The sequence below is a fragment of the Salipiger mucosus DSM 16094 genome (genome assembly GCF_000442255.1).
GTDB lineage: Bacteria > Pseudomonadota > Alphaproteobacteria > Rhodobacterales > Rhodobacteraceae > Salipiger > Salipiger mucosus.
Genome location: NZ_KE557280.1, coordinates 124,944 through 150,409, shown reverse-complemented (window position 1 = coordinate 150,409; position 25,466 = coordinate 124,944). Strand labels below are relative to the sequence as shown.

Here is a 25,466-nt window from a genome sequence, read left to right as displayed (position 1 = left end):
CGGCTATTCGTGATTTGACAAAAACCTGCATCGCACAATCTCCTTTACCTATGGGGAGTGTCCTGGTGTGGAGGAGACCGATGTGAAACGGTTCACCCTGAACGATCTCGGTCTGTTCGACCGGGGCCCCGACGCGGTCTTCGACAACATCGTCGACCTCGTACATCAGACCGTGCTCGCCCCGATCGCGCTTGTCTCCGTGATCGATGACAAGAACGAGCGACAGGTCTTCAAGGCCAGCCGCGGGCTGTGCCGCGAGCATCCGGAGGTCTGCTCGACTCCCCTGTCGCTGTCGCTGTGCAACGAGGTCCGGCTGCGCAGTGGGCCACTGGTCATCCCGGACCTGAGCCGCGATCCCGAGTTCCGCGATCATCCCGCCCGGCACGAAATGGGCGTGAGCGCCTACCTTGGCGCGCCCTTGAAGGGGCCGGCCGATGACATGATCGGGGCGGTCTGCGCCATCGACACCACCCCGCGCATCTGGAGCGAGCGCGACCGGAAATGCATCGAGAAATTGGCGGACCTCGGAAGCCAGCAGGTCCTTCTGCGCGCCGCATTGCAGACACTCAAGCTGATCGCCTGACATTCCGAGCAGGCCGCGGCTGCGAAGGGCGCGGCATCGAAGATGCGTCTTGGGCCCGGCGCCTCGCCCGTGCCGATTGCCTGCCCCTTTGAGGTATCCTTGTCTGGCGCGACGTCGCAGGGTATCCGCCGGACCTTGCATTCCGGGGGCGTTCCGCGGGATAGGGCGGCGCGAGACCCTGCCCCGGGGCGGACCATTGAAAGCCGATAGCCAGAATGTCCCAGACCGACCCTCTCAAGACCGATTGCTCGAAATGTGCAGCGCTGTGCTGCATCGCGCTGGCCTTCGACAAGGGCAAGGATTTCGCCTTCGACAAGAACCCGGGCGAGCCGTGCCGGAACCTTTCGGGGCACAGCTGCTCGATCCACGACAGGCTGGCCGAGGAAGGCTTTCCGGGCTGCGTCGCCTATGACTGCCTGGGCGCCGGCAACCGGGTCGTGCAGGACGTCTTTGGCGGACGGTCCTGGCAGACGGATCCGCGGCTGACGCGGCCCATGATGGAGGCCTTTTCGGGCATGCGCGAGGTGCACAAGCGCATCGACCTGCTGCGCGCTGCCGATACGCTGCCGCTGGACGCGCAGCACGACCAGGCGCGTCGCGATTTCCTGGCCCGGCTCGAGCAGCACCGCTGGAGCGGGGCGGAGCTCAACGAGTTCGAGGTGGGCCTCGCGCTGGAGATCGACATCTTCCTGCACGGAATCCGGAAATACATGCCCGAGGGCCGCTTCGCCGGACGGTGAGCGGCTCCCGGACCTGTGACCTGCCCTGCGGGGCAGGAACTGTGGCGCCCCCGTGATGGTTTTGTCTTACAAACCTCGCAGAAAGGAGGCCAGCCATGACCAGCGCAGATTGGACACTTCTTGAACGCCAGGGCGCACGGGAAGTCTGGCAGAAGACCTGCGAAACGCCCAACGGCAAGACCGAAACCCGCTACCGTGGCGAGGAGTACACCGAGCTCGACGGAGAGCGCCAGAAGGTCGATGACGTGCGGCGTTTCGATACGCAGACTGCCGCCCTGGCGTGGTTGAACGGGGAAACCGGATAAACGTGCCCTCCGCGCCTGGCGGAGAGAGGCGGGCGACGCGGCGAACCTCCACGACCCACGCGGGCCGTGGAGGCTGGCGGTCGTCCGGCCCGCCGAGCCGAGGCGCTTGGAATGCGTCGACATCGCGGCGTGCCATGCACCTGGGCGATTTCGTGCGGATGAGCTCCGCCCTGGAACGCGCAGACCTTCCGGCGTGAATTCGAGCGACGATGACGCCGCGCGCCCGCGAACAGGGGGTCAGCGCGGCGTCTGCCCTTCACTCCGCGATGAGGAAGTCGTCCAGCGACTTGCCGGAGCCGAGGGCTTCCTTGATCCAGTCCGGCTGGCGACCACGGCCCGTCCAGGTCTTCTCGGGATTTTCCGGGTGGCGGTACTTGGGCGGGTTCACGGACTTCTTCTTGCCCTCACCCCGGGCGGCCAGAAGCTCCGACAGGGTGTAGCCCATTTCCCGCGCCTTGGCCTCGGCGGCAGCGAGCGCCTCGATCTTTTCACGCTCTTCCCGGTCCTTGATGGCCTTGTCGATATCCTTTTGCAGCGCCAGGAGCTCGTTCTTTGAAAGGCTGTTCACGTCGATCTTGTTCATCTTTTTTCTCTCACCTCGCTTCATCAGTCAAATGCTGGCATCGCAGCGTGGAAGGCAAGCTCGCAATCAATAACGATCTACACTTCGATAATTACCATATTTATAAGGGGGCATGTCTGCATTGCGAAATGTCAGACACACTCATTTGAATTGCACACGGGGAGGTCTGCCTCCCGCTTTGCGTGTCTCCTGCCGCGAATTGCATCAATTGCGAGCATTGCGCAAGGCCACTGTCCTACCCGGATCTCATGCCGCACGGGTCACTCCGGCAAGGCGCGCCCCACCCGGAACCCGATATTGAAGCCCAATGTCTCCGGCGACAGCGGCACGCGGGCCGAGGGACGCAGGAGGTCGATGTGACCGATCCACGAGCCGCCCTTCAGAACGCGATCGCAGTCCTTCGGCGCGTCGGTGAGCCAGGGGCCGGAACCGATCCCGGCCGGACGGCCCGCGTGGCTGTCGTGCCAGCAGTCGGCGACCCATTCCGAGACATTGCCGGCGGTGTCGTAGAGGCCGAAGGCGTTGGGCTTGTAGCTTCCGACCGGAGCGAGCCGGACGTGGTTGTCGATGGTCGCGCCCGAGCAATCGAACCCGGGGCGGCGCACATCGAGCTCGACCGGCATATCGTGGTTGAGCATGTTCGCGTGATCGCAGATGCCCTGTCGGCCGTTGCCCCAGGAATACGTCTCGCGCGGGACTGTTCCGCCGCGGGCGGCGTATTCCCATTCGGCCTCCGAAAGGAGGCGATACGGCCCGCCGGTCGCCCCCGTCAGGCGCGTATTGAGCCAGGCCACGTAGGCCTGCGCGTCATTCCACGAGACCGACTCCACGGGCTCGTCCCGTGTCGCCTCCGAATAGACGAGTTCCTTGCAGCGGGGCGTTTCGCCCGTCTCGCGCTTGCTGGATAGATAGCAGGCGCGCCACTGGGATTTCGTGACTTCGAATTTCGACACCGCGAAGGCCGGGATTTCGACGGGCTGCACCGGCGACTCCCAGGCGTTGGGGTCGAAATCGGAGGCGTAGCCGATCTCGTATTGCGCGGCCGGAAGCGCGATCATCTCCGGGCAAAGGTCGGAATGCTTGCAGTCGAGAAAGACCTCGTCGGTGCCGGATGCCGGGGCGAAACTCCGGTCGACCTGCCACTTGGCGATGAGATCGCCGACGTAGGCCGCATTGGTGACCCCGAGCGTGACCAGCGTTGCCACGAGGACCGCAGCCACCAGCCCGCCGCGCGCAAGATACCTCTGCCGGCGGGCAACCCGTGCCGCCCGTGTCACGCGCGAGACCGCCGCCTCGATCTGCTCGGCGGTGAACCCGTCGGGTGGCATCGCGCCGACGGGAATGCCCTGAACCGAGGAACACAGCGTGTCGAACCGCTCGCGCGCCCGGCCCGCCAGATCCTGCGCGCGCAGGCCGTCCACCAGGAGCGGCAGCACGGTCTTGTCCCCGTAGAACGAGGCGCGATATTCGGCGAAGCATTCATCCGACGCGAGCCAGTCGGGACTGACGTAGAGGATCAGCATCTCCGCCCGGGCGGCCTCGCGCCGCAGGACGGCATCCCACGACTCGCCGGCGGCGATGTGGCAATGATCGACGAAATGATCCTCGAGCCCCATTTCGCACAGCCAGTCGGACAGCCTGTCGATCGTCGCATCGTCGGCACTGGCGTGGGAAATGAAGATACGGGGCATCGCGCCTCAGGTCGTCAGCGCAAGGGACCGCGCCTCGAAGCGCGCCTGCGTGAACTTCTCGTAATGCCCCCAGAGGGTGAGTGCCGACGACCTGGCACGGCGCGCGATGCCCGGCGGCAGCTCGACGGCAAGCTCGCAGCTCTCGCCGATGGTCAGCCGCCGGGGCGCGTCGAGAAGCTCGAACACCCGCGTCGTCCCGTCATCGAGCGTGACGTCCAGGCGGGCGGCGGTGAGCGTGGTGTCCTCGTGCTCGCGCTCGGAGATGCGGAAACGGCAGCGCGCATCGCGGAAGTGGCGCGTCTCGCTTCCGGCCCTTTCCGGCGCATCGCATTCCGCCAGGACCTTGCCGTGATCGATCCACTCCTCGGCCCGCGGGCACCAGCTTTCGAGATAGGGACAGGAGCAGCAGTTGGCATAGGACGCCAGGATGACGGCATTGTGCGAGCGTCCGTCGAACGCGACCGGCTGACCCTTCACGATGACACCCTTCGGCAGATGCGTGGGTCCGTAAACGGCCCGCGTGGCGGGAATGGTCTCTTCGTCGAGCGTGGTCGGCCGCGCGCCGAAGATGAGGCGCTGCACGGCCAGCAGGCTTTCCCCGGGCGCGAGCGTGACCGGGCGCCAGCCGAACCGCTCTTCACGCGGGGGCGTGGCGGGATCATAGGGGCGCAGGCGTGTCGTGGTCTCGGCCGCGCCGAACATGTCCTCGATCTCGGCCGGCTCCGCCCCGTCGTTCCTGCAGACGGCGACGTCCACGTAGAGCGCCGGCGGAACGTAGAGCGCGCCGCCCCGTGCCGCCCCGCTGCAACCGTCCTGACCGAAGCCCGCGTGGAACAGCAACGGGAGGAAACCCTCCACGCTGCCCGCCTCGATGTCGGCCAGCATGTCGAGATTGCCGAAGGACAGCAGATCGGCGCGGTCCTCGACGTTGGCGCCCCAGAGCCGGACGTATTCCTGCCTCTTGGCATCCAGATCCCGGAAGTCCTCGGCCGTGGCATGGCGCAGGAATCGCGGACCGGCGACACCGCTTCTGTTCTCGATCGCTCTGCGCAGCACAGCCGGCAGCGGAAAGGCCGGCATGAAGAGGCCCAGCGTTTCGTCCCAGACGCCCAGGGTGCGCCAGCGGCGGCCCTCCGTGCCCGCGCCCGAGAGATCCTCGCGGCCGGAGAGCCCCTGCCCTCGCATGTCGAATTCCACCTCGAGATTCGACGGCTCGAAGGCGAAGGAATGCGTCTCGAAAAGACGGGAGAAGGTTTCCAGCGCGGGCGTCTCGATGAGGCGATGCCCCCGCACGAGGCTCTGATACTCGCCCGCCGGGCCATCGAGGGGCGCGCCGCCTGCGCTGTCGAACATCACGTCGCTGAGCCGCATGAAGGTGGTTGTCAGAACCTGCCCTTCGGAGACCGTGCACTGGTACGACTTGGTCGGCACGCCGGCGATCTCGTCCCGCCAGACATCGCAGAGGGCATTGGCGCGGCTTGCCAGCAACGATGCCCCAACCCCCAGGGAGGCGATCAAATCGCGGCGATTGAGACGGGACATCCAATACTCCCCATCGGTTGCAGGTTCAAAGACGCAGCATCCGGGGCGAGCCTGTCAAGACAGATCGTACCGAAGTCGATGGCCGACTGATCCCGTATCTCGCGAATGGCGTCTTGGCCAAAATCGGGGCAGCCGGGCCATGGTGAACGGCCCCCCGCTCAACGACGATGTCCAGCGGCAGTGGGGACCGTGACGCGGTGGCGGCGGGAAACCGGAGGCCGTCCAAGGCAACAATCCGCCGCTCCAGAGGCGACGTTCCGCCGCCCCAAGCGCCCCTCTGCGTCCCGTCATATCGCGATCGGACTTTGAGCCGTAGCGTGGGAGTGCATACCCACCAACTGGAAGGGCAACACATGTCCCGTAATACCTGGATCATTGTCGCGGTCGTTGCGGTTCTGGTCATTGTCGCCTTCGCGTCCATGAACATGGGCACGGAAGAGGCCATGGAACCGGAAGCCGGCACGGACGAAGCACCCGCCGCGGAAGCTTCGGAGTGAACCGAGGTCTCGTGCTCTGACCGGTGATCGGCCGTGACCAGCTGGCGCGGCACGGCACGGTCGGACGAGACATCATACAAAGGCGGGCCGCAGGCTTTTGCGGCCCGCTCCGGGCCGCATGGGACGGCCCTCAGACCACTTGCCAGTCGGTCCGGGTGTTCCGCTGCCAGCCGGTGCTGTGCAGCAGCGGCGTGTCATCCTGCATCTCGGCATGACCGAGGCAGAGATAGCCGGTCAGCGACCAGCTTTCGGGCGTCTGCAGGATCGCCGAAACGGTGTCCGGCTCGAGGATCGAGACCCAGCCCACGCCGATGTTCTCGGCCCGGGCGGCCAGCCAGAGCGTGTGGATCGCCATGACGGTCGAATAGGCGAGCGTCTCGGGCATGGTCTGCCGGCCGAGCCCCCGGCCCTCCTCGGCGCCCGTATCGGTGAAGATTGCCAGATGGACCGGCGCCTCGCGCAGCCCCGCGAGCTTGAGGGCGAGATAGTCGCTCATGGTGCTGCCGTCGTAGGCCTTTGCGGCGCGGGCGTTGCAGGCCTCGAAGTTGTCGGCGATGCGGGTGCGGACCCCCGGGCTTTCGACCTGCACGACGCGCCAGGGACGCGCGTTGCCGACAGAGGGCGAAAGCTCCATCCGCCGCTTCAGCCGGTCCAGCACGGCCGGGTCGACCGGGTCGGGGCGGAAGTGCCGCACGTCGCGGCGCCAGGTCAGGATCTCTTCGAGGGCGGTCCGGTGGTGGTCGGTCAGGTCCATGCCCGCCGGTTACAGCAAAAACGGTGCGAGGTGCAGGCCGGAAAATTGATGCGGCGGTTTGCGGGCCACGCGTGGCTCCGAGCTCCGGGAGCGGACCGGCACATGCGGTTTGGCGGGACTGCCGCGCACAGACGCCCCAGGCCTTGATCCGCCCTCTGTTCCGGAACCGAAAGCTCTCGCAGCAACCCGGGCCGGTGAATTGCCAGGATCGCCGCGCGCCCGCGCCGGCGTTGCCCCTTCTATTGCGATTGCAGCGATCGAGGGTGCAGTCGAGGCCGGGTTGCGCAAGCTATGGCGCGCGGCGATGCCGCCGATCCGCTCGGGCGCCCGTTCCCGTGCGGGCCGGGTCGGTCGATGATGACGTCAGCCAAAGATCTCGGCGCTGGTATGCACGAGGCTCAGAACGGGTCTGCATTACTGACCGTTGTTCTGCAGCGCAGCGCTGGCTATCTGTTTCCCAACGGCGCAGCGATGTGCCCAAGGTTTTCCAAGGGTTCTCTCCTCCTCCCTGAATCCTGGAAATCAGCGGCGACCCTCTCTCCTCCTCCCTGAGGGTCGCCGCCTCCCTCTTCTCAGGAATATCCGACCGAAACGCAGGTCTCCCGGCCGATGGGCCGCGCCCACAGCGTTTGCAGTCTGCTGTCCTCGACGCCGTCGCGCAGCAGCCGATATCGACCCTGCAGCAACCAGCGACGAAGCCCGCCGCCGTTGCCGAGATCGACACCCTGCCCGCGGTCCAGGTCCGCCACGTCACGACGCCGGACGCGGCCATGAGCGCAAGGTCGTGAACTCGCGACGGCCTGCACACAAGATACGACCGGCGATGGCGAGCGGTTTTCAGCCGTCGTTCCGGTTTCCCATTCGCGGCGTGGATTGACCGTTGCCCCAATAGGTGGATTGTTGCATAGTTGGATACAACCATAGCGATTCCTGGAAACGCGCATTGGTTGCGCCGCTCGGCCTTCTCCGTAAGCTTGGCCGAGCGGCGCTTTATTTCCCCACTCCCGGCCATGTTGCAGGCCGATGTCGAGGCGGCACCGCTTCGCAGGTGGGGCCGCTTACGCAGCGTTCCGAGCGACTCCTACACATCCATGCTGTCGGCGTCACGCGCGAGGTGGGCGATCAGGTCGATGGTGTTGTCGACGCGCCCTGACGGCGCCGCGAACGATCACCTCGGGCGTGAGCCTCGGCGGACCGGTCTCGCCAACCAGGCAAAGTCGGTTCGGGGCTGGAACGGCATGTGAATCTGTCCTTGTGCACCAGAATACGGCACGAGGCTCCGTCATCCGGTTGCCGCGTCGATGACGTGCTGAAGGTGCGCATCATCGAAGGCTTCCAGTTCGAGCATCGCGACATATGGGTCGCCCGGGAGCGACAGAACCGTCGCAAAGGCGGGTTCCGTCTTGAGCCCTTCTCGTTTCAGTTGCATGATCGCGTCCTTCAGGTGCGGTCCCAATGCCATGAGCCTCGCTTCGACCTGAAAATGCCGAACGCCCCACTGATGCGTCGTGGCGACCTTCTGGCAGAACAGTTCGACCTCCCACCCCATCGACCTGAACGACGCGACGGCTGCCGGGGCCGAAAGGTGATCCACGTGGCGCATGGAGAACGCCTCCATCCGGTCGAACGCGCGACCGGCGACAGCGAAGAACCGGTCAAAATCGGGCGATGAGCAGGCGATATCGATGTCGCTGTCATCGGTCGCGAGACCAAGCGGAGGCGTGCCGATGACAACCGGCGAGAACTCGGCGAGCCGCGCGAGGACGTCCAGCTCTTCGATGACATCTTCGTAGGGCGGCTTCATCATGTCATTCTCGAGAGACCGGTTTCTGGCTGCAAGTGCATTCGGGGCGGCCCGAGGGATCGGTTGGATAGGTCCTTGAACAGTGAACAGCCCAAGGAGGAGCCGATCACAAGACTGTGCGGCTGCGGCCGGCAATCGTTTCTCGACCCGGATTCAGTCTAGGCTAGTCTCCGGACAAACGCCTTGACGAAGGGAGGCCTTTCAATGCCGCAAACTTCGATGCCCCGCCGAACCTTCATCGCAACAGGGGCTGCAGCACTGCTCACAGCCGGGACAGGTCTGGTGTCGCCCCTGCGTTCGCAGGGCCTCGCTCCGAGCACGTCGATGCGCGGCGGTGCGAACAACTACCGGCCCGGCGCTCCCGTCGTGGACCGGATCGGGGGCGGCGGTTTCATGATGTCCGGCACCGTGCGCCGCGCGGGTGACGGCGCACCGCTGGAGGGTATCCGCATCCAGATCTGGGCCCACACCACCGAGGGCCGCGAGAGCGACGCCCGCAGCCACGGCGCGACGCTGACGAACGCCGAGGGCATGTTCCAGCTCGAGATGCCGCAGATCGTGCCGACCTTCGGACAACCGCATGGGCATCTTGCCTACGACAGCGGCGACTTCGAGACGGTCTTTCTCCGCCCGGTCATGGCAAGCGCCCGGGATACGAGCCTCGCCGCGCATTTCGTGCTGCAGCCCGCCTGACCTTGACCGTCCTGCGCGCGATCCTCGTCTGGTGCGCGATTGCGGGCATCGTCGCCGTATCGTTGGCTGTTGCCGCGGGGAGCGAGTACCTGCAGTACCGCAGGCCCGTCTACGTGGCGGCAGGCTTTGCCGGAGTGATCGCGCTGGCACTTTTGCTGGTGCAGCCCCTGCTGGCCGCCGGACTGCTGCCCGGGATCCCGATGCGCGCCGGGCGGCGGGTTCATCGCTGGACCGGCGTTGCGCTGTTGAGCGCCATTGCCGTGCATGTCGCCGGACTTTGGATCACCAGCCCGCCCGACATGGTCGATGCGCTGACCTTTACCGCGCCGACGGCCTTCTCGGTCTTTGGCGTCGTGGCGATGTGGGCCCTGATCGCGGCGGCGCTGCTCGCCGGTTTCAGAAGGAAACTCCGTCTGCGCCCGCAGTCCTGGCGGCTGTCACATACCACGGCGGCCTCCGTCGTGGTGGTCGGAAGCGTGGCGCACGCCGTTCTGATCGAAGGCACGATGGGCACCGTATCGAAGACGGTGATGTGCGCGGTGGCGGTCGGTGCATTGGCGCTGACTGTGGGACGGCTCAAGCCCTGGACCGGGGCCTTGCGGGGCTGGCGAAGACAGGCCGGCAAATGACCGGTTCGTTTCGCCAGCCGGCGGTTCCAGAGGGGCGGGTCCTGTGGTGCCCCGCACGAATGGCCGGGTTGGCTGCCACTGCGCCACCGAGGCAGTTCCAATCGGTCCGGAGCCGGCCATCGTCAGTCGACCCTTAGATCCTTACGTCCCCTCGCCGGCCAGCTTCAGCCCGAGCGCCGCGAAGGACGCCGCGAAAACGCGGCGCATCCAGTTCATGGCCCGTTCGCTCTGCAGCAGGCGCTCGCGCCCGGTTGCCGCGACCGCGACATAGCCCATGAACACGACGAAGGTCATGGACGAAAAGCCGAGGCCCAGTTCGACGAGGAGCCAAACGGGGCTGCCGACCGGCACGAACTGGGGAATGAACGCCATGAAGAACAGCGGGATCTTCGGGTTCAGGACATTCAGCAGGATGCCGCGCCGGACCAGCTTTCCGGGTGGGACCGGCTCGGAGGGGCGCACCGACACCCCGCCTCGGTCACGCAGCACGGCCCATGCCATCCAGATCAGGTAGGCGACGCCGGCGAACTTGATCGCCTGGAACAGCACGGCGCTGGTGTGCAGAACCGCTGCCAGGCCCGCCATCGCGACGACGAGGTGGAGCACGGTCGCGATCGTGCAGCCGACCGCGGCCCAGAAGCCCGCGCGGATACCGCCGCCGAGCGTTGACGACAGCGTGTAGACCACGCCGATGCCGGGCGAGAGGCAGATTATGAAGGCGGTCAACAGGTACTCGAGGCTCATGGGCCAGGTCTCCAAGCCGGACGGGAACCCGGGAACGCTACCGCCGCGAGCCCTTCGGGTAAACTGCGCAACAATGGCTCTGCGTCCGGCGCCCTGCCCTGATGCAAACGTCGATGACAATCCGGTTTCCGGAACCAAAGGGACCCGGGCGAACGCAATCGAAGAGCCGGGATACGTCTCTCGCCTCGCGGCCGGGCAACGGTCAAAGGCGGCTCAGGACGGTTCGTCCTGTCGACGAAGCTGGAGCGATGTTCGCCCTCGAAGGCTCCTTGCGGACCTTCCGCGCCAGCGGCATTTCAATGGCGGGCTTTCCATCGCGCGACGGGCCACCATGCTTCGGGATGTCGCACATTGTGATATTTGAAATGTCATGAATGATGATTTAAACAGCGATCATCATAGTTCACATTGGCATCATGATTACAGGTCCACAGATGCGCGCGGCGCGCGCCCTTCTCGGCATCGACCAGAAGACGCTGGCTCGAATGGCGGGACTTTCCGTCCCGACGATCCAGCGGATGGAAGCGGGCAGCGGAAATGTCCGCGGCGTCGTGGACAGCCTGACCAAGGTCGTCACGGCTCTCGAAGGGGCCGGCATCGAACTGATCGCAGAAGGCGCCGTCAGCACGGCAAACGGACGCGGCGTGAGGCTGAAGGCGCCTCCACCGACAGACTGACCCCCAACCCGCGACGGCGACCGCCGACACCAAGCCGACGATCCCGCCGCTTCCTTTTCAAAGGCGCGGCCGCAGATGAAAGACAAGACCCCCGGGCAAAGCGACGCCCCCAAGTTCTCCGAGCTGTTCACTCCAAAGCTCGTCACCGTCCTGCGCGAAGGCTATGGCCCGTCTCAGCTGCGCGCTGATGCCATTGCGGGACTGACCGTCGCCATCGTGGCGCTGCCGCTTTCGATGGCCATTGCCATCGCCTCGGGCGCGAGCCCGGCACACAGGGGCTCTACACGGCCATTGTCGGCGGCTTTCTCGTCTCGCTGCTGGGGGGATCGCGGTTCCAGATCGGCGGGCCGGCCGGAGCCTTCATCGTGCTGGTTGCCGCGACCGTGGCGCAGCACGGCATGGCGGGGCTGATCCTCGCGACCTTCCTGTCGGGTCTGATGATGGCCGCCGCCGGGGTCCTGAGGCTTGGGGCCTTCATCAAGTTCATCCCGTATCCCGTCACGGTCGGATTCACCGCCGGGATCGCCGTGATCATCTTCGCCAGCCAGATCCGCGAGATCTTCGGCCTGACGCTAGACCACGAACCGGGCGAACTGGTGGAAAAGATCCCGGCTCTCTGGGACGCACGGGCCAGCCTGACGCCCGCCGCGGTCGGCGTTGCCCTTGTCACGGTGGCCGTGATCCTCGGCCTGCGACGCTGGCGCCCGCGCTGGCCGGGCATGCTGATCGCCGTCGCCGTTGCAGCCATTGCGACCGCCCTGCTCGCTCTGCCGGTGCAGACCATCGGGACAAGGTTCGGCGGCATCCCCTCCTCGCTTCCGGCGCCGCGCCTGCCGCCGCTCTCGGCGGAGGCCATCGTCGCGGTCCTGCCGGCCGCCATCTCCTTCTCCTTGCTGGGGGCCATCGAGTCGCTGCTGTCGGCCGTCGTCGCCGATGGCATGACGGGGCGCCGCCACCGGTCGAACTGCGAACTCGTGGCCCAGGGCGCGGCCAACATCGGCTCGTCGCTCTTTGGCGGCTTCTGCGTGACAGGCACGATCGCGCGGACCGCGACCAATGTGCGCGCCGGGGCGCATGGCCCGGTGGCCGGCATGCTGCACGCCGCGTTCCTGCTCTTGTTCATGCTGGTCGCGGCGCCCCTCGCGTCGTACATCCCACTGGCCGCGCTCGCCGGCGTGCTCGCCGTCGTTGCCTGGAACATGATCGAGAAATCGGCCATCGCGATCCTTGTCCGCTCGGGCTGGGGCGAAGGGACGGTCCTGGGCGCGACCTTCTTCCTGACCATTTTCCGGGATCTGACCGAGGCCATCGTTGTCGGGTTCGCGCTCGGGTCGGTCCTATTCATCCATCGGATGAGCCGCGCGATCGAGGTCGAGGCAGACGGCGTCTTCGTCGGGCGCGACGAGGCCGATACCGCCCATCCGCGCGGTGACTACGACGAGGAGCAGGCGCAGAGCCCCGACGTGGTGGTCTACCGGATCACCGGTGCGCTGTTCTTCGGCGCGGCCGCCTCGATCGGGTCCGTGCTGGATCGCATCCAGGATACCCACAAGGCGCTGATCGTCGATGTTTCCGCCGTGCCGTTCCTCGATTCGACCGGCGCGAACATGATCGAGGGACTTGCCCACAAGGCGCAGAAGCAGGGTGTCGCGCTCTGGCTCACGGGTGCAAGCCGGGAGATCCGGCGCGTCCTCTCCGCCCACGGCCTGGAGCCTCCGAGGGTCCACCACGCGAGGGCGGTCGACGAGGCCGTCGCACAGCTGCGCGAGGCGAACGCCATCGGTCAGGAACCGAATTTGAAGATGTGATTGGCCGGCGGCAAGGTCCGGACGTGCGAGCGCACATGACCCGGCCAGACCCGCTGTGCCCTGTCCTCCCGGGAGTCGCCGGGCGTGCAATATCACGTCCCTCGGCGCGCCGGACAGGATGAGCTTGCGCTGGACGAAGAAGACACCATCCACGGCGCCGGGGCCTGCGCGTGCGACAGTGCGAACGACTGGCTTGTCGCATCACCAGCCACGCGGCCGCCGGTTGATCGGCGGCCGCTCGCCTTTCCGCTTCGGGCCACGAGGTCCAGAGCAGTCGCCTTTTCCGGCCGGGACGCTTACAGCACGGCCCGCGCGATGCGGAGCATCTGCAGGAGCCCGTACGCCGAGTCGTTCATCCGCACGAGCTGACCGTTCACCATGGCGTAGTTCTCGTCGGCTCCGAGCTGTGGCAGGCGGTACATGGTGATCAGTTCGTTCTGCGTAAGAGCGGCCATCGGGGCGATGGGCACGCCGTCCGCGAGGTCTGCCACCTGTGCCATCTGGTTCACGAGCAGCAGCGAATTGTAGTCCTCCTGATCGAGCATCACGGGAAGGCCATCGATGAGGTCATACCGGTAGCCCTCGGGCGCGGGATCGAGATCATAGAGCCGCGCGATCTGGTCCGATCGCAGCAGCATGAGATCGGGGTTCGGATCGAAATCGCGTTCGTAGCCGAGCCAGTCTTCACGGCGCTCGAGCCAGAACTCGTCGTAATCGTCCTGATCGTAGGATGCCCATTCGTCGTAGCTCATGCCGTTCTTTGCGAGGCCCGGCGGCACGCAGGGCGGATCCTTCTTGGCAAGGCCCGGCGAGCAGTTGCTGTGGGTGTTCAGCTCGTTCTCGGGGGTGTCCGCCACGACAAGCTGCGGTGTCGCCAGGGCGAGGGCCGTCGCACCCAGAATTCGCGTCATGTCGCGGCCTTCCGGGGCCGGTGTCGAGGCGAAGCGGCTGACGGCTTCCTCGCGCTCTGCCGGGGTGAAGGCCCGGCGGCCGTTGGCACCGTTGCCGTTGCCGTTCGCGTTGTTTTTCGGTCCGCCGGCGTGCGCGGGCTTGCCGTTTCCGGGATTGCCATTGCTGGCTTGCTCATTCCCGTTTCCGGGCTTGGCATTGCCATTGCCTGCCTGGGCCTTCCAGTTACCGGCATTGCCGTTGCCACGATTGCCGCGTCCGGCATTGCCGTTGCCATTGCCGGCGTTGCCATTGCCTTTCTTGAGCCGCTTCTGGCCGCCGGCGCCGTTGCCCTTCCCCTTGCCGCTCTTGCCCTGGGTCAGCCAGATCTGTTCTGCGTTGCCCGTGCCGACCTGCGCGAAACTGCCCTTGGCACGGATCGGAGCGGCAGACAGGGATGTCGAGGTCAGAGCGAGCGCAACGGCGCTGCCGATAAGAAACTTGTTCATTTCAGACGCGTTCTTTTTGCGAAGGCAACGCCGCACGCATGCGTTGCGTTCCCCCGCGTCAGGGCGTCGGAATGAACAGGCCGTTAGGGCGTCGGGTAAGACCTCAGACCGACACGAACGACAGTGCCAGGTAGCACAATGCCGACAGGATCGCCGCGGCAGGCACGGTGACGATCCAGGCCGCGGCGATCGTCAGGAAATGCGAGCGGCGGACGAGCTTGCGGCGGCGCCGTTCCTTGCTCGGGACGCTCTGCGCCGGAGGGCGCGAGTTCTGGATCATGCGGGCGCGGCGCTCGGCGTGCCATTCGCGGAAGAAGCCGACCCCGAACACCCCGCCGACCGCGATATGCGTGGAGCTGACCGGCAAGCCGAGCCACGAGGCGGCGATGACGGTGACCGCCGCGGAGAGAGCGACGCAATAGGCGCGCATCGGGTTCAGCTTGGTGATCTGGCCGCCCACCATGGCGATCAGCTTGGGCCCGAACAGCATCAGGCCGACGGAAATCCCCATCGCGCCGATGAGCATGACCCAGACCGGGATGGCGACCTCGGCGGCGGCGCCGCCGGTCTCCTGCGCGTAGACGATGGCGGCGAGCGGGCCGACCGCGTTGGCGACATCGTTCGCGCCGTGAGCAAAGGAAAGCAGTGCCGCGGAAATGACCAGCGGCACGCGGAAGAGGATCTTGAGCGACCGGTTGCGGTTCTCGAGATGGCGCGCCTGGCGCCGGATCAGCGGAGCCGCCGCGGCCGCGCAGAGCGCACCGGCAACCACCCCGATCAGAAGCGCGGTGCCGAGGTCGATCGAGATGACCCGCTTGAGCCCCTTGAGCGCGAGATAGCTCGCGAAGGCGGCGGCCATCAGGCCGATGAGCACCGGCACCCAGGTCCGGGCCGCGGCGATCTTGTCCTCGACGTAGATGATCCGCCACTTGATGAAGGCGAGGACCGCCGCCGCGATGATACCGCCGAGCGCCGGCGAGATCACCCAGCTCGCCGCGATGGCCCCCATCGTCGGCCAGCTGACAGCCCCGAGGCCCGCCGCGGCGATGCCCGCGCCCATCACGCCGCCGACCACGGAATGCGTTGTCGAGACCGGGGCGCCGATGAATGTCGCGAGGTTCACCCAGAGCGCGGCGGACAGGAGCGCCGCCATCATCGCGGTCACGAACACCCGGCCCTCGACCAGGCTTTCCGGCGCGACGATACCCTTGGAAATCGTATTCACCACGTCCCCGCCGGCCAGAAGCGCGCCCGCGCTTTCGCAGACCGCCGCGATCGCGATGGCCCCGGCCATGGAGAGGGCCCGGGCCCCGACCGCGGGGCCCATGTTGTTGGCCACGTCGTTCGCGCCGATATTGAGCGCCATGTAGGCGCCGAACGCCGCCGCGACGATGACGAAGAGCGCGCCCGGCGTCTGGCCGACGATCAGCCCGGCGGCGATCGCCGCGACGCCCACGAACAGCAGGGACAACCCGACACCGATGAGCGGGCGCGCGGCATACATGGTTGCCGCCTCGAGCCGCGACAGCCGGTTGAGGTCACGGTCGAGGGTTTGCCAGCTGTAGGAGCTGTCCTTCTCGCTCATTGGTCTACTCTTCGAAGAAAGGGGTTATCGCGAGGAAACGGCAAGCAGCTCGTCGGCGTTTGCGAGGAGATCTTTCAGCTCCGGTTCATCCACCGCTTCGGCCGCATCCTGCGGCGACATCCAGCGACGCTCGCGGCGCCCGACCTCGGGATAGGTGTCGTAGAGCTTCTCGGTTTCGATCGCGAAGACGTCCACGTCCGTCGGCAGCGGGATCCCGCCCCGGAGGCGCTTGTCATAGCGATACCGCCCGATCAGGCGCGGCTTGCCGCCGCGCGGCTTCACGCCGGCCTCTTCCCAAGCTTCCTCGAGCGCGACGCCCCCCGCGTCGAAGCCGGTCTTGGGCCAGCCCTTCGGCAGGATCCATCGACGCGTCTCGAGCGAGGTGATGAGCAGGATCTCCAGTCGTTCACCATCGCGCCGAAAGCACAGAGCCGCCACCTGGTAACGCGACGGGCGTCTCATGATGGGCTGAATGAACTCGGACCAGATCGCGTTTAACATGGGCATTCCCGACATTTCCGCCTTGTGTAACACTTTTGTTTCCGCGGCTTCAACGTCTTGCCGGCAGCCTCGGTCCTTTGGCGTTGGCGTCGCCTGACAGCGTCGCCGGACCTTTGGTCGTCTGTATCGCCTCCGCTGAGGTCCTCCCGAGCAGGTCACGCCTCGTCCATATCGATGGCCGGCGCATAGGTGGTCGGGGCCAGTGGGTCAGGTGCGGCCCATGATCCATCTGGTGAAGCGCACGCGAAGCTGGCGTGGCGCGATCCGGGCGAAGACCGCGAAGATCCGGTTGCGACGCCCGGGGATGACCATCGCCCTTCCCCGCAGCATCGCGTCATAGCCGCAGGTCGCGACGTCGGACGGTGCCATGCTCTTCATCGGCCAGCCGCTCGCGAGCCGCACGTCGGTCATGCCTGCGCGCCGGAAGAAGTCCGATCGCATCGGTCCGGGACAGAGGCAGGTCACGCTCACGTCGGTGCCCCGGAACTCCTCGGAAAGCGCGAGCGAAAAGCTCAGCAGGTGCGCCCTCGTCGCGAAGTGGACCGAGACATACGGGCCGGGCACCAGCGCCGCGACCGAGGCGACGTTCACCATCCTGTTGACGCGGGACCGGTCGCGCGCCTGCACGAAGAGCTTCGACAGCTGCGTGACGGCGATGGCGTGAAGCCGGATCATCTCGATCTCGCGGTCGAGGTCGCTCTTCTCGAACCGGCCATAGAGGTTGAAGCCGGCGTTGTTGACCAGCACGTCGGCCCGGCGCCCGAGCGCAGCCAGCCGCGCGAAGACGAGAGCGGCCGTCTCGGGCTGCGAAAGGTCTGCAGCGATGGTCTCGACCGTCACGCCGCAGGTGGTGGCCAGCTCGGCCGCACAGGCGTCAAGCCGCTCCCGGTTGCGCGCCACGAGCATCAGGTCACTGCCCTCGCGGGCCAGCCGGTGGGCAAAGGCAAATCCCAGGCCGCTCGATGCTCCCGTGACGATCGCGAGGCGCGGTCGGTCAGTGTTGGGTGAGCGCGCCATGCCCGGCTCCAGGTTTTCGTCCCGGCCCCGGCGCCGGCTTGCCATGCCCGAGGATACGCGTCCCGCGTGGTCCTGCATTGATGCCGGACAAGGCACCTGCGTCCGCGACCCGTTAGCTGGAACCTGGAAATGGCATGACCGGCCCCGCGGCGGGCGCGGTGTGGCCGGCCTGTTCTCGAAGGATACGGCAGACATGATCCTCGAAGCGGACGTGACGCTTACCGATCTTGCGCTGGCGGCGGAATGCGCGGCCTTCGCTGTCATCCTGCTGCGTCGCGGTGGCACCGTGTCGAGGCTCTGCGCCCTGGTTTTCGTCGCGCTGGGTGCCTCGTCGTTGCTCGGCGCGCTCTGGCACGGGATGTTCTCGGCAGGCGACACGGCGGCCGGGCGCTACGTCTGGTTCGGCACCATGGCCTGCCTTGCGCTCGCTGCGACGGCCACGTTGCACCTTGCAGCCGCGCTGGTGCCGGACGGTCCCTGGCCGCGCCGAATAAGGACCTGGGCCAAGGTGCAGCTGGTCGGTCAGCTGGTCGTTTCGGCCGGCGTGACCGACGCCTTTGCTGTCGGCGCGCTGGGGCTCGTTCCCGCGTCCGTCCTGCTCGCCGTGATCTGCGCGCGCGTCTACGCAAGGTCCGGCAACTGCCGTGCCCTCTGCGGTGCTGGCGGGCTCGTCCTCGCGGTGCTGGCCGGGCTGGTGATCGTCGCCGATATCTCCGTGCCCCCGAACCTCTCGGCCATCGCGCTATATCACCTAGTGCAGGCTGTCGCCTTCTGGATGGTCTTTCTCTCCGTTCCGGCCCTCGCGTCTCAGCCGAAATAGCGCGGTGGGTCGGGGGCCGTAATCCGGGCGTCTTCCATGGTCTCCTGCCGCTTCTCGGCGATGTTCGCCCGGGTCCAGCTGGTGGGGATTCCCAGCGGGTATAGGATCAGCACGACGAGTGCCGCCACCTGCCACCAGCTCGCGGCCCGTGCCCTCGGGCTCGGGACCGGCGCCGGTTCCTGCGGCGACCGGAGGGTCCAGATCAGCATGACGAGCCCGGCGCCCGCCATCAGCAGGTTGAAGACCTGCCCGGTGCCGATGCCCAGCCAGGCGGCCTCGTAGTCGCGGAAGAGATCGACGGCAAAGCGCAGCCCCGCGTAGAGGAACACGAACAGGCTGGCGACGACGCCGCGTCCCGGTTGCCATCGTCCGATGGCCCAGACCAGGACCGGCAGGATCGCGAAGTTCTTGGCGCTTTCGTAAAGCGCGACAGGGTGCCTGGCGCCCTCGAGATCGGGATAGGCAAATCCCCACGGCACGGTCGTCGCCGAGCCGACGACGCCACCCTCGATGAAATTGCCCAGCCGCCCGACCGCGAGCAGGAAGGCGCCCGGAACCACGACCTCGTCCAGCAGCGCGACCAGTGAGTCCCCCCGCATCCGGGCAAAGAGCGCGGTCGCGACCAATCCGCCAAGCAGCACACCATGCGAGGCCATGCCGCCCTCCCACCAGTTCAGTGCAGCGAGCGGACGGTCCCGGTAGTAGTCGAGCTCGTAGACGAGGATATCGAAGATCCGCCCCCCGAGCATGACCCCCACGGCGAAGAGGATCGTCAGCGTGAAGACGTCGGCACTGGTCATCCCGCGCGCCTGTTTCCGGAACCGGAACCACAGGAAGATGCCGACAAAGCCGAGCGAATAGACGGCGCCGTACCAGTAGACCGGCCCGAGCGGGGTGATCGCGATTTGCGGGTCGAAATCATGAACCATGGCGCGGGATCCTTCAGCAGTCTGCCGCAATGCTACGCGCCTGCCGCGCCGCCCGACATGATGCTGGTCAATGGGCTGTTCTTGATCGACGCCGTGCCTCGCGCTGCCAGCAGCTGTACGCCCGGAGCATCGGTCGGCATACAAGCGCAAGACAAGTCCGCGGTGGCAAAAATGGCGCCGCATCGGCGATCCTGCGCAGCACGCCGGCGGGGCCGATGCCATTATCCGTTCGTCCGAAGAAACGTCAGCACTATCTGGCAGCGCGAAAGCGATATGGGCCAAGGCGCCGGCATGTTCTCCCGACCGCGACCTTGCCCCGCAGAACCGAAACTTGGAGACCCCCGAAATGGCCACCACCGGCAAGCAACTGTTCACGACGCTGGATGCGGACGGAACTCTGACAGTCGCGATCGAGGATGTGACCGTTCCCGATCCGACAGGGAACGAGGTCCTGGTGAAAATGGAGGCCGCCCCGATCAACCCGTCGGACCTGGCCATCCTGGTCGGCGCGGCAGACATGGAAAATGCCACCTACTCCGATGGAAAATTCGTCGCGACGATGCCCGAGCCCTTCAACGCGGGCTCCAAAGCGCGCCACGGCCTCAAGCTGCCGGCCGGCAACGAAGGCGCCGGCACGGTTGTCGCCGCCGGTGACAGCGAGACCGCAAAGGCACTGGTCGGGCAGCGCGTTTCCTGCGTGCCGGGCAATGCCTACAGCCAGTACTGCATCGCCGACGCCGCCATGTGCCTGCCGCTCGGGGATCATTCGGCCGAGGACGGGGCAAGCGCCTTCGTCAACCCGATGACGGCACTGGGGTTCGCCGAGAATGCGAAGATGGATGGACAGGATGCGATCCTGCACACGGTGGGGGCATCGAACCTCGGCCAGATGTTGACCCGCATCTGCAAGGAGGATGGCCTTGGCTTGGTGAACATCGTTCGCAAGGAAAGCCAGGCCGACCTTCTCAAGCAACTTGGATCCACGCATGTCGTCAATTCCTCGGATGACGACTTCATGCAGCAGCTGAGCTCGGCGATCGAGGACACCGGAGCCTTCTACGGCTTCGACCCGATCGGTGGCGGCCAGGCGGTCGACAATGCCTTCAAGGCCATGGAGCAGGTCGCGTTGAGCAAGATGACCGACTACTCGCGCTACGGCTCGAACCAGCCGAAGCGCATGTTCATCTACGGGCGCCTGGATACCGGCCCGACGATGCTCACGCCGAGTTACGGCTTCGGCTGGACCCTGTCCGGGTGGCTGCTGTTCCCCTTCCTGCAAGCGGCGGGAAGCGAAACGGTCGACCGCATGCGCAAACGCGTCCGCGACAATCTCACGACCACCTTCGCCAGCCACTACAAGACACGCGTCAATCTCGACGAAATGCTGACCAAGGCGGCCGTGACCGACTATCGCCAGATGAAGACGGGCGAGAAATACCTCGTCACGCCCTGGTCATGATGGCTTGACCGCCACGGTCATGTCGGACGCAGGCTCGCAGGCGTCATTCTGCTCGACAAGGCCAGGGCGCCCGCGACCGGTCCCCAGATGACACCCGCAAGCACCACCGAGGCCGCGTCGAGATCCACGGACAGCACGCGGCCTTTTGCTCAATCGTCTTGCTGACACAAACCGGTACATGACAGGTGCCTTGTCAAGCCTCAGCGTCACTGGCGCGGGCGTGGCCGGCGGCTCATTTCTGCCGCGTTTCCTGTCCCCCAGACATAGTGCTGCGCCCGCGAATTTGGCCCATGTCCCCAGCTCGGTGAATGAAGCTGCCAACGGCAGTCCAGGCCGGCCCAGGCGCCGGGCTCAGGTTCGTCGATCGTGGCCAACATCGGCAGCGGACCCATGAACCGCCAAGATATTGAAGACGGCCAGCACTGCGCAGGTGCCACGCAGGTGGCCGCCGCTGCCGCCCGCGCCCACCAAGCATTCGCATTCTGACTGAACCATTCGCCGGGGTCAGCTCGGCAGTTCCGGCCTCCGGCAGGTTCGGCGATACCTATGACACAAACGATGACAGCGGGAGAACTTCCAGTTATTGGGGAAGTGCCAAGGGGAGCCTCGACAAGAGGCTGAGAAACCGCTCGCGCAAGCAGCGCGGTGACCCTTCGAACCTGATCCGGATCATGCCGGCGAAGGGATGGGAATAATGATGTGCCTGCCTTTGCCGGCCTCTCTGCGAGGCCGCACTATGTCAAGAATCTGCGGTCTCGCTGCCAGCCAAGAAAGGGCAGCACCATGACCGAACAATTCACCGAGACGCTCAAGCAAGCCAGTGAACCGACCTGGACAAAGGCCGTCGAGCACCGGTTTGTGAGCGAACTGTACACCGGAACTATCCCCGACAAGGTGATGGCATTCTACCTTGTTCAGGATCACCGCTTCCTCGACAGTTTCTTGTCGCTGCTCGGTGCTGCGATGGCTTCGGCCGATACGCTTGACGCAAGGCTTCGTTTCGGTCGTTTCGCCGGCACGGTGTCGGGTGAGGAAAACACCTACTTCCTGCGGGCTTTCGAAAGTCTGGGTGTGACACCTGAGGATCGGGCCGCCACCCCGGATGCAGAGCCGACCATCGGTTTTCAGTCGATCATGAGGGAAGCCGCTGAGACCCGCTCGTATGCGGCGGTGCTCTCTGTCCTGAACGTGGCCGAGGGGTTGTATTACGATTGGGCATCGCGCGCCCCGAAGCCACTGCCGAAAAATTTCGTACATGCCGAGTGGATCACTCTCCACGACAACCTCGAGTTTCTGCAGTTCGTGGCGTTCCTGCGCGACGAGCTGGATCGGGTCGGTCCGGCGGTGCCGGAAATCTCGCGCGACTTTTTCCTGAGGGCAGTGTCGCTGGAGCTCGATTTCTTCAACGCCGTCTATGAAGAAGGCAATGCGCCGGACAGGCCCTGATCTCGGACGCCGAGTCCGATTGGCGGGACGACGGATGTGGATCTGCACCACCCCGCCAGCGCTGCGTCCCGGGATCAATATCGGACATCCGTCAAAGACCGATTAATCGGGCTCGGACAGTCGTATGGGCCTCGACCGGCACTGCGTTCACGATTTCGCCGCTGCCGGTTCCCTCTCTCGTTCGGTCGGTTTTGCTTCAGATCGACGCCGTCGAACTGCGTAACTGCCATACTCGCGAGGCGGGAGACCTCGCGGGCTGCAACGAGCCGGAGGGTGGTCGCGTTGTATCGTGACGACGGAGACACGAGAGCGATCTAGCAAAGGCGTGGCGGCGGCGGTTTGATTTTCGGCCTTGGGAGGGTCCGCAAAATGATGACGTCACAGAATTTCGGTTTCGGTACGCAAATCAGGAAGTCGCCCTATTTCGATGCGACGGTCCGCTGGGGTGCGACTGGGTTCTCGGTCTACAACCACATGTACATCCCGCGGGATTTCGGAGATCCGCAGCAGAACTTCTGGAATCTCGTGAACACGGCCATCCTGTGCGATGTGGCCGTCGAACGGCAGGTTGAGATTACCGGCCCCGACGCGGCGCGCTTTACCCAGATGCTGACGCCGCGAGACCTCTCCGGGATGGCGGTTGGCCAGTGCAAATACGTCCTCATCACCAACGCAGACGGCGGCATCCTGAACGACCCCATCGCGCTGCGTCTGGCCGAGGACACGTTCTGGCTATCGCTGGCGGACAGCGACATCCTCCTCTGGGCCCAGGGGCTGGCCGTGCACTCCGGTCTCGATGTGAGGATCCGCGAACCCGACGTCTCGCCGCTGCAGCTGCAGGGCCCCAATTCACGCCGCATCATGCAGGCCCTGTTTGGAGACGGCATTCTGGACCTGCGGTACTTCTGGCTGCGTGAACTGGAGCTTGACGGCATTCCGCTGGTTGTCTCCCGGACTGGGTGGTCCAGCGAACTGGGCTACGAGTTCTATCTTCGGGACGAGACGCGCGGCGACGAGCTGTGGGAAAAGATCATGGCCGCGGGGGCGGCTTACGGTCTGCAGCCCGGGCACACGTCGACGATCCGGCGGATCGAGGCCGGAATGCTTTCCTATCACGCGGACATGGACGCGCAGACGAACCCCTTCGAGCTGGGGCTCGGACGCCTGGTCAATCTCGACACGGACGCCGAGTTCATCGGCAAGGCCGCCCTCGAGCGGATCCGTGACGAGGGCATCAGCCGCAAGCAGGTCGGCCTGGTGATCGGAGGTGAGCCGCTCACAGGTCCGAACACAGTCTTCTGGCCGGTCACGAAGGATGGCGCGCGTATCGGCAAGGTCACCTCGGCGGTCTATTCGCCGCGCCTGCAGCGGAACATCGCGCTGGCGTTGATCGCCGCCGAGGATGCGGTTCTCGGTGACGCGGTCGAGGTGGTTAGCGACGCGGAGGAACTGCGCGCCGAGATCGTGGACCGACCCTTCTATGACCCGAAGAAGTCTCTTGCCCAAGACGCAGTGCGGGTTGCTTGAAATGAACGCCCGGACGCCGAGGATGTCTCGGCGTCCCGCATAGGTCAGGGTCGGGGATGAGCGACCACGCTTGGCGTCTTTCTCGCTTTGATGACGCGGAAGGACTTCTCTGCGTGTCGTCAAGACCCGCCCGAGGTATCGGCGCTAAGCCTGCAGAATGCCGCCCGCCACTTGTGACCGCCGACGCCAATGGGCGGCCCGGATCCTTGATCCGGCTTCCGACCAACCAAGAAGCCATCATCCCAGGCATTGAAACCTCGATCGCGCCGCAGGCGTTTTAATACTGGCAGGCACGGAGTGACCTGCACATTAAGATCATCCCGCCATGGGAGGTATAATCATGTCTATTTCTCGCAATACCTGGATGCTTCTCGCCGCCGTCGCGGTCCTGGGCATCGTAGGCTTCGTGTCGGTGCAGATGGGCGATGACGCCGGAACAGCGCCTGAAATCAGCGAAGAAGGAGCGCCTGCTGCGGACGTCTCGGAATGAGTCCGCAGCACCATCCAACGCGCAACCACGCACGGAATGGAATGTTGTCGCCCGTCGCGTTCGAGCGGTAGCAGAGACCGCCACAATACGGTGTCCAAGAAACGCGGGGCCATTCAGTCCGGCCCCGCATGCTCGAATTTGAGGCACCCGGCGCGCGCCGCGCGGCTCAGAGCACGAAGTCGCCGATCACCGCGCCGCCGACGATGTAGATCTGGCCGTCGATCACCGCGTCGCCGTCCACGTCCATCGAGGCGATGGTCACGTTGGCCCCCGAGAAGGCGTAGTCGTTGAGGATCAGCTCGCCTGCCGTGCCGGTGAACGACGTTCCGGCGTAGGTGAAGGCCTGGTTGCCGCCGGTCGTCGTGTCCGCATCCACCAGGTAGACGTTGATCACGTCGCCCTCGGCGGCGTCGAAATCGCGGATCTCGTCGCGGTTCCAGCGGCCCACGCCGGTGTCGCCGATGCCCGACAGCACGAAGGTGTCGGCGCCCACTCCCCCGGTCAGGAAGTCAGTCGCGTCGCCGCCGTCGAGGACGTCGTCCTGCGCCCCGCCGTAGAGGCGGTCCACATCGTCGCCGCCGTTGAGCGTGTCGTCGCCCGCGCCGCCGTGCAGCGTGTCGGAGTGGGAGCCGCCCGCGAGGACGTCGCTCCCCGCCTCGCCCTCGAGCCGGTCCCTGTCGTCGCCGCCATTGAGCGTGTCGTCGTCGTCCCCGCCCAGCAGCGTGTCGTTGCCATCGAGCCCGGTGAGGGTGTCGTTGCCCGCGAAGCCCTCGAGCAGGTTGCCGTGGATCAGGGTGCCGGAAATGTAGTCGCCGAAGTCCGAGCCCATGACGTGCTCGATCCCCGAGAGCGAGTCGGTGCTGTCGCCGGTGGCCGTTCCGGCCTCGAGGTCCACGACCACCCTGGCGGAGGCACCGAAGAAGTCGACGGTGTCGTAGTTGCTGTCACCGACTATCGTGTCGTCGCCGGCACCGCCAGCGAGCGTGTCCGCCCCGCTCATGCCGATCATCATATCATCGCCGTCGAGGCCCTGCAGATGATTTTCCCAGTCGGAGCCCCAGATCCATTCGTCCCCGTTCGTGCCGATGGCGTTCTCGATCGAGATCAGTGTATCGAAGCCCTCGACATCGGCTTTGCCAACGCCGAGATCGATTTGGATGAAGCCCGTGGCGGTGACGCCGGAATAATCCACGGTGTCGACCCCGCGGCCGCCCAGCAGCGTATCGCTGCCCGGGCCGCCCAGCA

Annotated in this window: 25 protein-coding genes, 1 pseudogene and 1 riboswitch; of the genes and pseudogenes, 13 read left to right on the top strand and 13 right to left on the bottom strand. The window is 65.8% G+C overall.

The window, feature by feature from the left end:
• The first annotated feature begins 82 nt into the window (after window positions 1-82).
• The 3 genes from SALMUC_RS19380 (at window position 83) to SALMUC_RS19370 (ending at window position 1,628) form a co-directional block, all read left to right on the top strand.
• A complete protein-coding gene (locus SALMUC_RS19380) occupies window positions 83-583 on the top strand; it encodes a GAF domain-containing protein (RefSeq protein ID WP_156883566.1) in 501 nt (166 codons plus the stop codon).
• Between the two features lie 215 nt (window positions 584-798).
• On the top strand, window positions 799-1,323 hold the full coding sequence (locus tag SALMUC_RS19375; protein WP_020040602.1) for a 6,7-dimethyl-8-ribityllumazine synthase: 525 nt from the start codon (window positions 799-801) through the stop codon (window positions 1,321-1,323).
• Between the two features lie 95 nt (window positions 1,324-1,418).
• Window positions 1,419-1,628: a hypothetical protein gene (locus tag SALMUC_RS19370; protein ID WP_020040601.1), complete on the top strand. Its 210-nt coding sequence runs from the start codon at window positions 1,419-1,421 to the stop codon at window positions 1,626-1,628.
• Window positions 1,629-1,884: 256 nt separating this feature from the next.
• Here SALMUC_RS19370 and SALMUC_RS19365 read toward each other — a convergent pair whose 3' ends face one another.
• The 3 genes from SALMUC_RS19365 to SALMUC_RS19355 all read right to left on the bottom strand — a co-directional run bounded on the left by SALMUC_RS19365 (window position 1,885) and on the right by SALMUC_RS19355 (window position 5,444).
• Complete coding sequence (locus SALMUC_RS19365) at window positions 1,885-2,211, bottom strand: H-NS histone family protein (RefSeq protein ID WP_020040600.1); 327 nt, start codon at window positions 2,209-2,211, stop codon at window positions 1,885-1,887.
• Window positions 2,212-2,471: 260 nt separating this feature from the next.
• Window positions 2,472-3,902 carry an SUMF1/EgtB/PvdO family nonheme iron enzyme gene (locus tag SALMUC_RS28380; RefSeq protein ID WP_020040599.1) on the bottom strand — a complete coding sequence of 477 codons (1,431 nt, stop codon included), beginning with the start codon at window positions 3,900-3,902 and terminating at the stop codon, window positions 2,472-2,474.
• 6 nt (window positions 3,903-3,908) lie between these two features.
• Window positions 3,909-5,444 carry a hypothetical protein gene (locus SALMUC_RS19355; RefSeq protein WP_020040598.1) on the bottom strand — a complete coding sequence of 512 codons (1,536 nt, stop codon included), beginning with the start codon at window positions 5,442-5,444 and terminating at the stop codon, window positions 3,909-3,911.
• A gap of 353 nt (window positions 5,445-5,797) precedes the next feature.
• On the opposite strand from SALMUC_RS19355, the gene SALMUC_RS30590 reads away from it, so the two are divergent.
• Entirely contained in the window at window positions 5,798-5,941 is a 144-nt protein-coding gene (locus SALMUC_RS30590; protein WP_020040597.1) for a hypothetical protein, read from the top strand.
• Window positions 5,942-6,071: 130 nt separating this feature from the next.
• Here the strand turns inward: SALMUC_RS30590 and bluB are convergent, their stop codons facing one another.
• The 3 genes from bluB to SALMUC_RS19340 all read right to left on the bottom strand — a co-directional run bounded on the left by bluB (window position 6,072) and on the right by SALMUC_RS19340 (window position 8,502).
• Window positions 6,072-6,695, bottom strand: coding sequence for a 5,6-dimethylbenzimidazole synthase (gene bluB / locus SALMUC_RS19350; protein WP_020040596.1), 624 nt, complete (start codon window positions 6,693-6,695; stop codon window positions 6,072-6,074).
• Between the two features lie 572 nt (window positions 6,696-7,267).
• A complete protein-coding gene (locus tag SALMUC_RS30010) occupies window positions 7,268-7,444 on the bottom strand; it encodes a hypothetical protein (protein ID WP_020040595.1) in 177 nt (58 codons plus the stop codon).
• A 533-nt stretch (window positions 7,445-7,977) separates the two neighbouring features.
• Window positions 7,978-8,502 carry a DUF4269 domain-containing protein gene (locus tag SALMUC_RS19340; RefSeq protein WP_020040593.1) on the bottom strand — a complete coding sequence of 175 codons (525 nt, stop codon included), beginning with the start codon at window positions 8,500-8,502 and terminating at the stop codon, window positions 7,978-7,980.
• 201 nt (window positions 8,503-8,703) lie between these two features.
• Here SALMUC_RS19340 and SALMUC_RS19335 point away from each other — a divergent pair, with 201 nt between their 5' ends.
• Together SALMUC_RS19335 and SALMUC_RS19330 are read left to right on the top strand one after the other, a co-directional pair.
• On the top strand, window positions 8,704-9,192 hold the full coding sequence (locus tag SALMUC_RS19335; protein WP_037372344.1) for a peptidase associated/transthyretin-like domain-containing protein: 489 nt from the start codon (window positions 8,704-8,706) through the stop codon (window positions 9,190-9,192).
• 2 nt (window positions 9,193-9,194) lie between these two features.
• Window positions 9,195-9,821, top strand: a complete 627-nt coding sequence (locus SALMUC_RS19330) for a ferric reductase-like transmembrane domain-containing protein (RefSeq protein ID WP_020040591.1) — start codon at window positions 9,195-9,197, stop codon at window positions 9,819-9,821.
• 141 nt (window positions 9,822-9,962) lie between these two features.
• Here the strand turns inward: SALMUC_RS19330 and SALMUC_RS19325 are convergent, their stop codons facing one another.
• The gene (locus SALMUC_RS19325) at window positions 9,963-10,565 is read right to left on the bottom strand and encodes a LysE family translocator (RefSeq protein ID WP_020040590.1); all 603 of its coding nucleotides are present in this window, start codon (window positions 10,563-10,565) and stop codon (window positions 9,963-9,965) included.
• Window positions 10,566-10,999: 434 nt separating this feature from the next.
• Here SALMUC_RS19325 and SALMUC_RS19320 point away from each other — a divergent pair, with 434 nt between their 5' ends.
• Complete coding sequence (locus SALMUC_RS19320) at window positions 11,000-11,242, top strand: helix-turn-helix domain-containing protein (protein WP_020040589.1); 243 nt, start codon at window positions 11,000-11,002, stop codon at window positions 11,240-11,242.
• A gap of 75 nt (window positions 11,243-11,317) precedes the next feature.
• Window positions 11,318-13,050 (top strand): annotated as a pseudogene (locus tag SALMUC_RS19315) (SulP family inorganic anion transporter).
• A gap of 296 nt (window positions 13,051-13,346) precedes the next feature.
• Here SALMUC_RS19315 and SALMUC_RS19310 read toward each other — a convergent pair.
• From SALMUC_RS19310 to SALMUC_RS19295, 4 genes are all read right to left on the bottom strand, one after another.
• Window positions 13,347-14,483, bottom strand: a complete 1,137-nt coding sequence (locus SALMUC_RS19310) for a hypothetical protein (protein ID WP_245584726.1) — start codon at window positions 14,481-14,483, stop codon at window positions 13,347-13,349.
• A gap of 67 nt (window positions 14,484-14,550) precedes the next feature.
• Window positions 14,551-16,032 carry an inorganic phosphate transporter gene (locus tag SALMUC_RS19305; RefSeq protein ID WP_020040586.1) on the bottom strand — a complete coding sequence of 494 codons (1,482 nt, stop codon included), beginning with the start codon at window positions 16,030-16,032 and terminating at the stop codon, window positions 14,551-14,553.
• Window positions 16,033-16,056: 24 nt separating this feature from the next.
• The gene (locus SALMUC_RS19300) at window positions 16,057-16,533 is read right to left on the bottom strand and encodes an NUDIX hydrolase (RefSeq protein WP_020040585.1); all 477 of its coding nucleotides are present in this window, start codon (window positions 16,531-16,533) and stop codon (window positions 16,057-16,059) included.
• Between the two features lie 207 nt (window positions 16,534-16,740).
• Window positions 16,741-17,550 carry an SDR family NAD(P)-dependent oxidoreductase gene (locus SALMUC_RS19295; RefSeq protein WP_037372388.1) on the bottom strand — a complete coding sequence of 270 codons (810 nt, stop codon included), beginning with the start codon at window positions 17,548-17,550 and terminating at the stop codon, window positions 16,741-16,743.
• 193 nt (window positions 17,551-17,743) lie between these two features.
• Here SALMUC_RS19295 and SALMUC_RS19290 point away from each other — a divergent pair, with 193 nt between their 5' ends.
• The gene (locus SALMUC_RS19290) at window positions 17,744-18,370 is read left to right on the top strand and encodes a DUF6962 family protein (protein ID WP_020040583.1); all 627 of its coding nucleotides are present in this window, start codon (window positions 17,744-17,746) and stop codon (window positions 18,368-18,370) included.
• On the opposite strand, the gene lgt is transcribed toward SALMUC_RS19290, so the two are convergent.
• Entirely contained in the window at window positions 18,358-19,299 is a 942-nt protein-coding gene (lgt, locus tag SALMUC_RS28375; protein WP_020040582.1) for a prolipoprotein diacylglyceryl transferase, read from the bottom strand. The genes SALMUC_RS19290 and lgt overlap by 13 nt on opposite strands.
• 346 nt (window positions 19,300-19,645) lie before the next feature.
• Between lgt and SALMUC_RS19280 the strand changes: the two genes are divergently transcribed.
• The 4 genes from SALMUC_RS19280 (at window position 19,646) to SALMUC_RS30005 (ending at window position 24,221) form a co-directional block, all read left to right on the top strand.
• Window positions 19,646-20,758, top strand: a complete 1,113-nt coding sequence (locus SALMUC_RS19280) for a zinc-binding dehydrogenase (protein ID WP_021120652.1) — start codon at window positions 19,646-19,648, stop codon at window positions 20,756-20,758.
• A 587-nt stretch (window positions 20,759-21,345) separates the two neighbouring features.
• Window positions 21,346-21,461: riboswitch (TPP riboswitch) on the top strand.
• A gap of 80 nt (window positions 21,462-21,541) precedes the next feature.
• Entirely contained in the window at window positions 21,542-22,204 is a 663-nt protein-coding gene (locus SALMUC_RS19275) for a TenA family protein (RefSeq protein ID WP_020040580.1), read from the top strand.
• Between the two features lie 369 nt (window positions 22,205-22,573).
• Window positions 22,574-23,731 (top strand): glycine cleavage T C-terminal barrel domain-containing protein, encoded by a 1,158-nt coding sequence (locus tag SALMUC_RS19270; RefSeq protein WP_020040579.1) that lies wholly within the window; start codon window positions 22,574-22,576, stop codon window positions 23,729-23,731.
• 340 nt (window positions 23,732-24,071) lie between these two features.
• Window positions 24,072-24,221 (top strand): hypothetical protein, encoded by a 150-nt coding sequence (locus SALMUC_RS30005; RefSeq protein WP_021120650.1) that lies wholly within the window; start codon window positions 24,072-24,074, stop codon window positions 24,219-24,221.
• A 166-nt stretch (window positions 24,222-24,387) separates the two neighbouring features.
• Here the strand turns inward: SALMUC_RS30005 and SALMUC_RS28370 are convergent.
• A partial coding sequence (locus tag SALMUC_RS28370; protein ID WP_020040577.1) for a calcium-binding protein occupies window positions 24,388-25,466 on the bottom strand: 1,079 nt, incomplete at its 5' end.

Excerpts from the sequence above, each read along its gene's own strand:
- SALMUC_RS19335 (WP_037372344.1), top strand. The coding sequence starts at position 8,704 with ATGCCGCAAACTTCGATGCCCCGCCGAACCTTCATCGCAACAGGGGCT.
- SALMUC_RS19270 (WP_020040579.1), top strand. The coding sequence starts at position 22,574 with ATGATGACGTCACAGAATTTCGGTTTCGGTACGCAAATCAGGAAGTCG.
- SALMUC_RS19295 (WP_037372388.1), bottom strand. The coding sequence starts at position 17,550 with ATGGCGCGCTCACCCAACACTGACCGACCGCGCCTCGCGATCGTCACG.
- SALMUC_RS19290 (WP_020040583.1), top strand. The coding sequence starts at position 17,744 with ATGATCCTCGAAGCGGACGTGACGCTTACCGATCTTGCGCTGGCGGCG.
- SALMUC_RS30005 (WP_021120650.1), top strand. The coding sequence starts at position 24,072 with ATGTCTATTTCTCGCAATACCTGGATGCTTCTCGCCGCCGTCGCGGTC.
- SALMUC_RS30590 (WP_020040597.1), top strand. The coding sequence starts at position 5,798 with ATGTCCCGTAATACCTGGATCATTGTCGCGGTCGTTGCGGTTCTGGTC.
- SALMUC_RS19365 (WP_020040600.1), bottom strand. The coding sequence starts at position 2,211 with ATGAACAAGATCGACGTGAACAGCCTTTCAAAGAACGAGCTCCTGGCG.
- SALMUC_RS19280 (WP_021120652.1), top strand. The coding sequence starts at position 19,646 with ATGGCCACCACCGGCAAGCAACTGTTCACGACGCTGGATGCGGACGGA.
- SALMUC_RS19340 (WP_020040593.1), bottom strand. The coding sequence starts at position 8,502 with ATGATGAAGCCGCCCTACGAAGATGTCATCGAAGAGCTGGACGTCCTC.
- SALMUC_RS19355 (WP_020040598.1), bottom strand. The coding sequence starts at position 5,444 with ATGTCCCGTCTCAATCGCCGCGATTTGATCGCCTCCCTGGGGGTTGGG.
- SALMUC_RS28380 (WP_020040599.1), bottom strand. The coding sequence starts at position 3,902 with ATGCCCCGTATCTTCATTTCCCACGCCAGTGCCGACGATGCGACGATC.
- SALMUC_RS19275 (WP_020040580.1), top strand. The coding sequence starts at position 21,542 with ATGACCGAACAATTCACCGAGACGCTCAAGCAAGCCAGTGAACCGACC.
- lgt (WP_020040582.1), bottom strand. The coding sequence starts at position 19,299 with ATGGTTCATGATTTCGACCCGCAAATCGCGATCACCCCGCTCGGGCCG.
- SALMUC_RS19320 (WP_020040589.1), top strand. The coding sequence starts at position 11,000 with ATGCGCGCGGCGCGCGCCCTTCTCGGCATCGACCAGAAGACGCTGGCT.
- SALMUC_RS19370 (WP_020040601.1), top strand. The coding sequence starts at position 1,419 with ATGACCAGCGCAGATTGGACACTTCTTGAACGCCAGGGCGCACGGGAA.
- SALMUC_RS19305 (WP_020040586.1), bottom strand. The coding sequence starts at position 16,032 with ATGAGCGAGAAGGACAGCTCCTACAGCTGGCAAACCCTCGACCGTGAC.
- SALMUC_RS19300 (WP_020040585.1), bottom strand. The coding sequence starts at position 16,533 with ATGTTAAACGCGATCTGGTCCGAGTTCATTCAGCCCATCATGAGACGC.
- SALMUC_RS19375 (WP_020040602.1), top strand. The coding sequence starts at position 799 with ATGTCCCAGACCGACCCTCTCAAGACCGATTGCTCGAAATGTGCAGCG.
- SALMUC_RS19325 (WP_020040590.1), bottom strand. The coding sequence starts at position 10,565 with ATGAGCCTCGAGTACCTGTTGACCGCCTTCATAATCTGCCTCTCGCCC.
- bluB (WP_020040596.1), bottom strand. The coding sequence starts at position 6,695 with ATGGACCTGACCGACCACCACCGGACCGCCCTCGAAGAGATCCTGACC.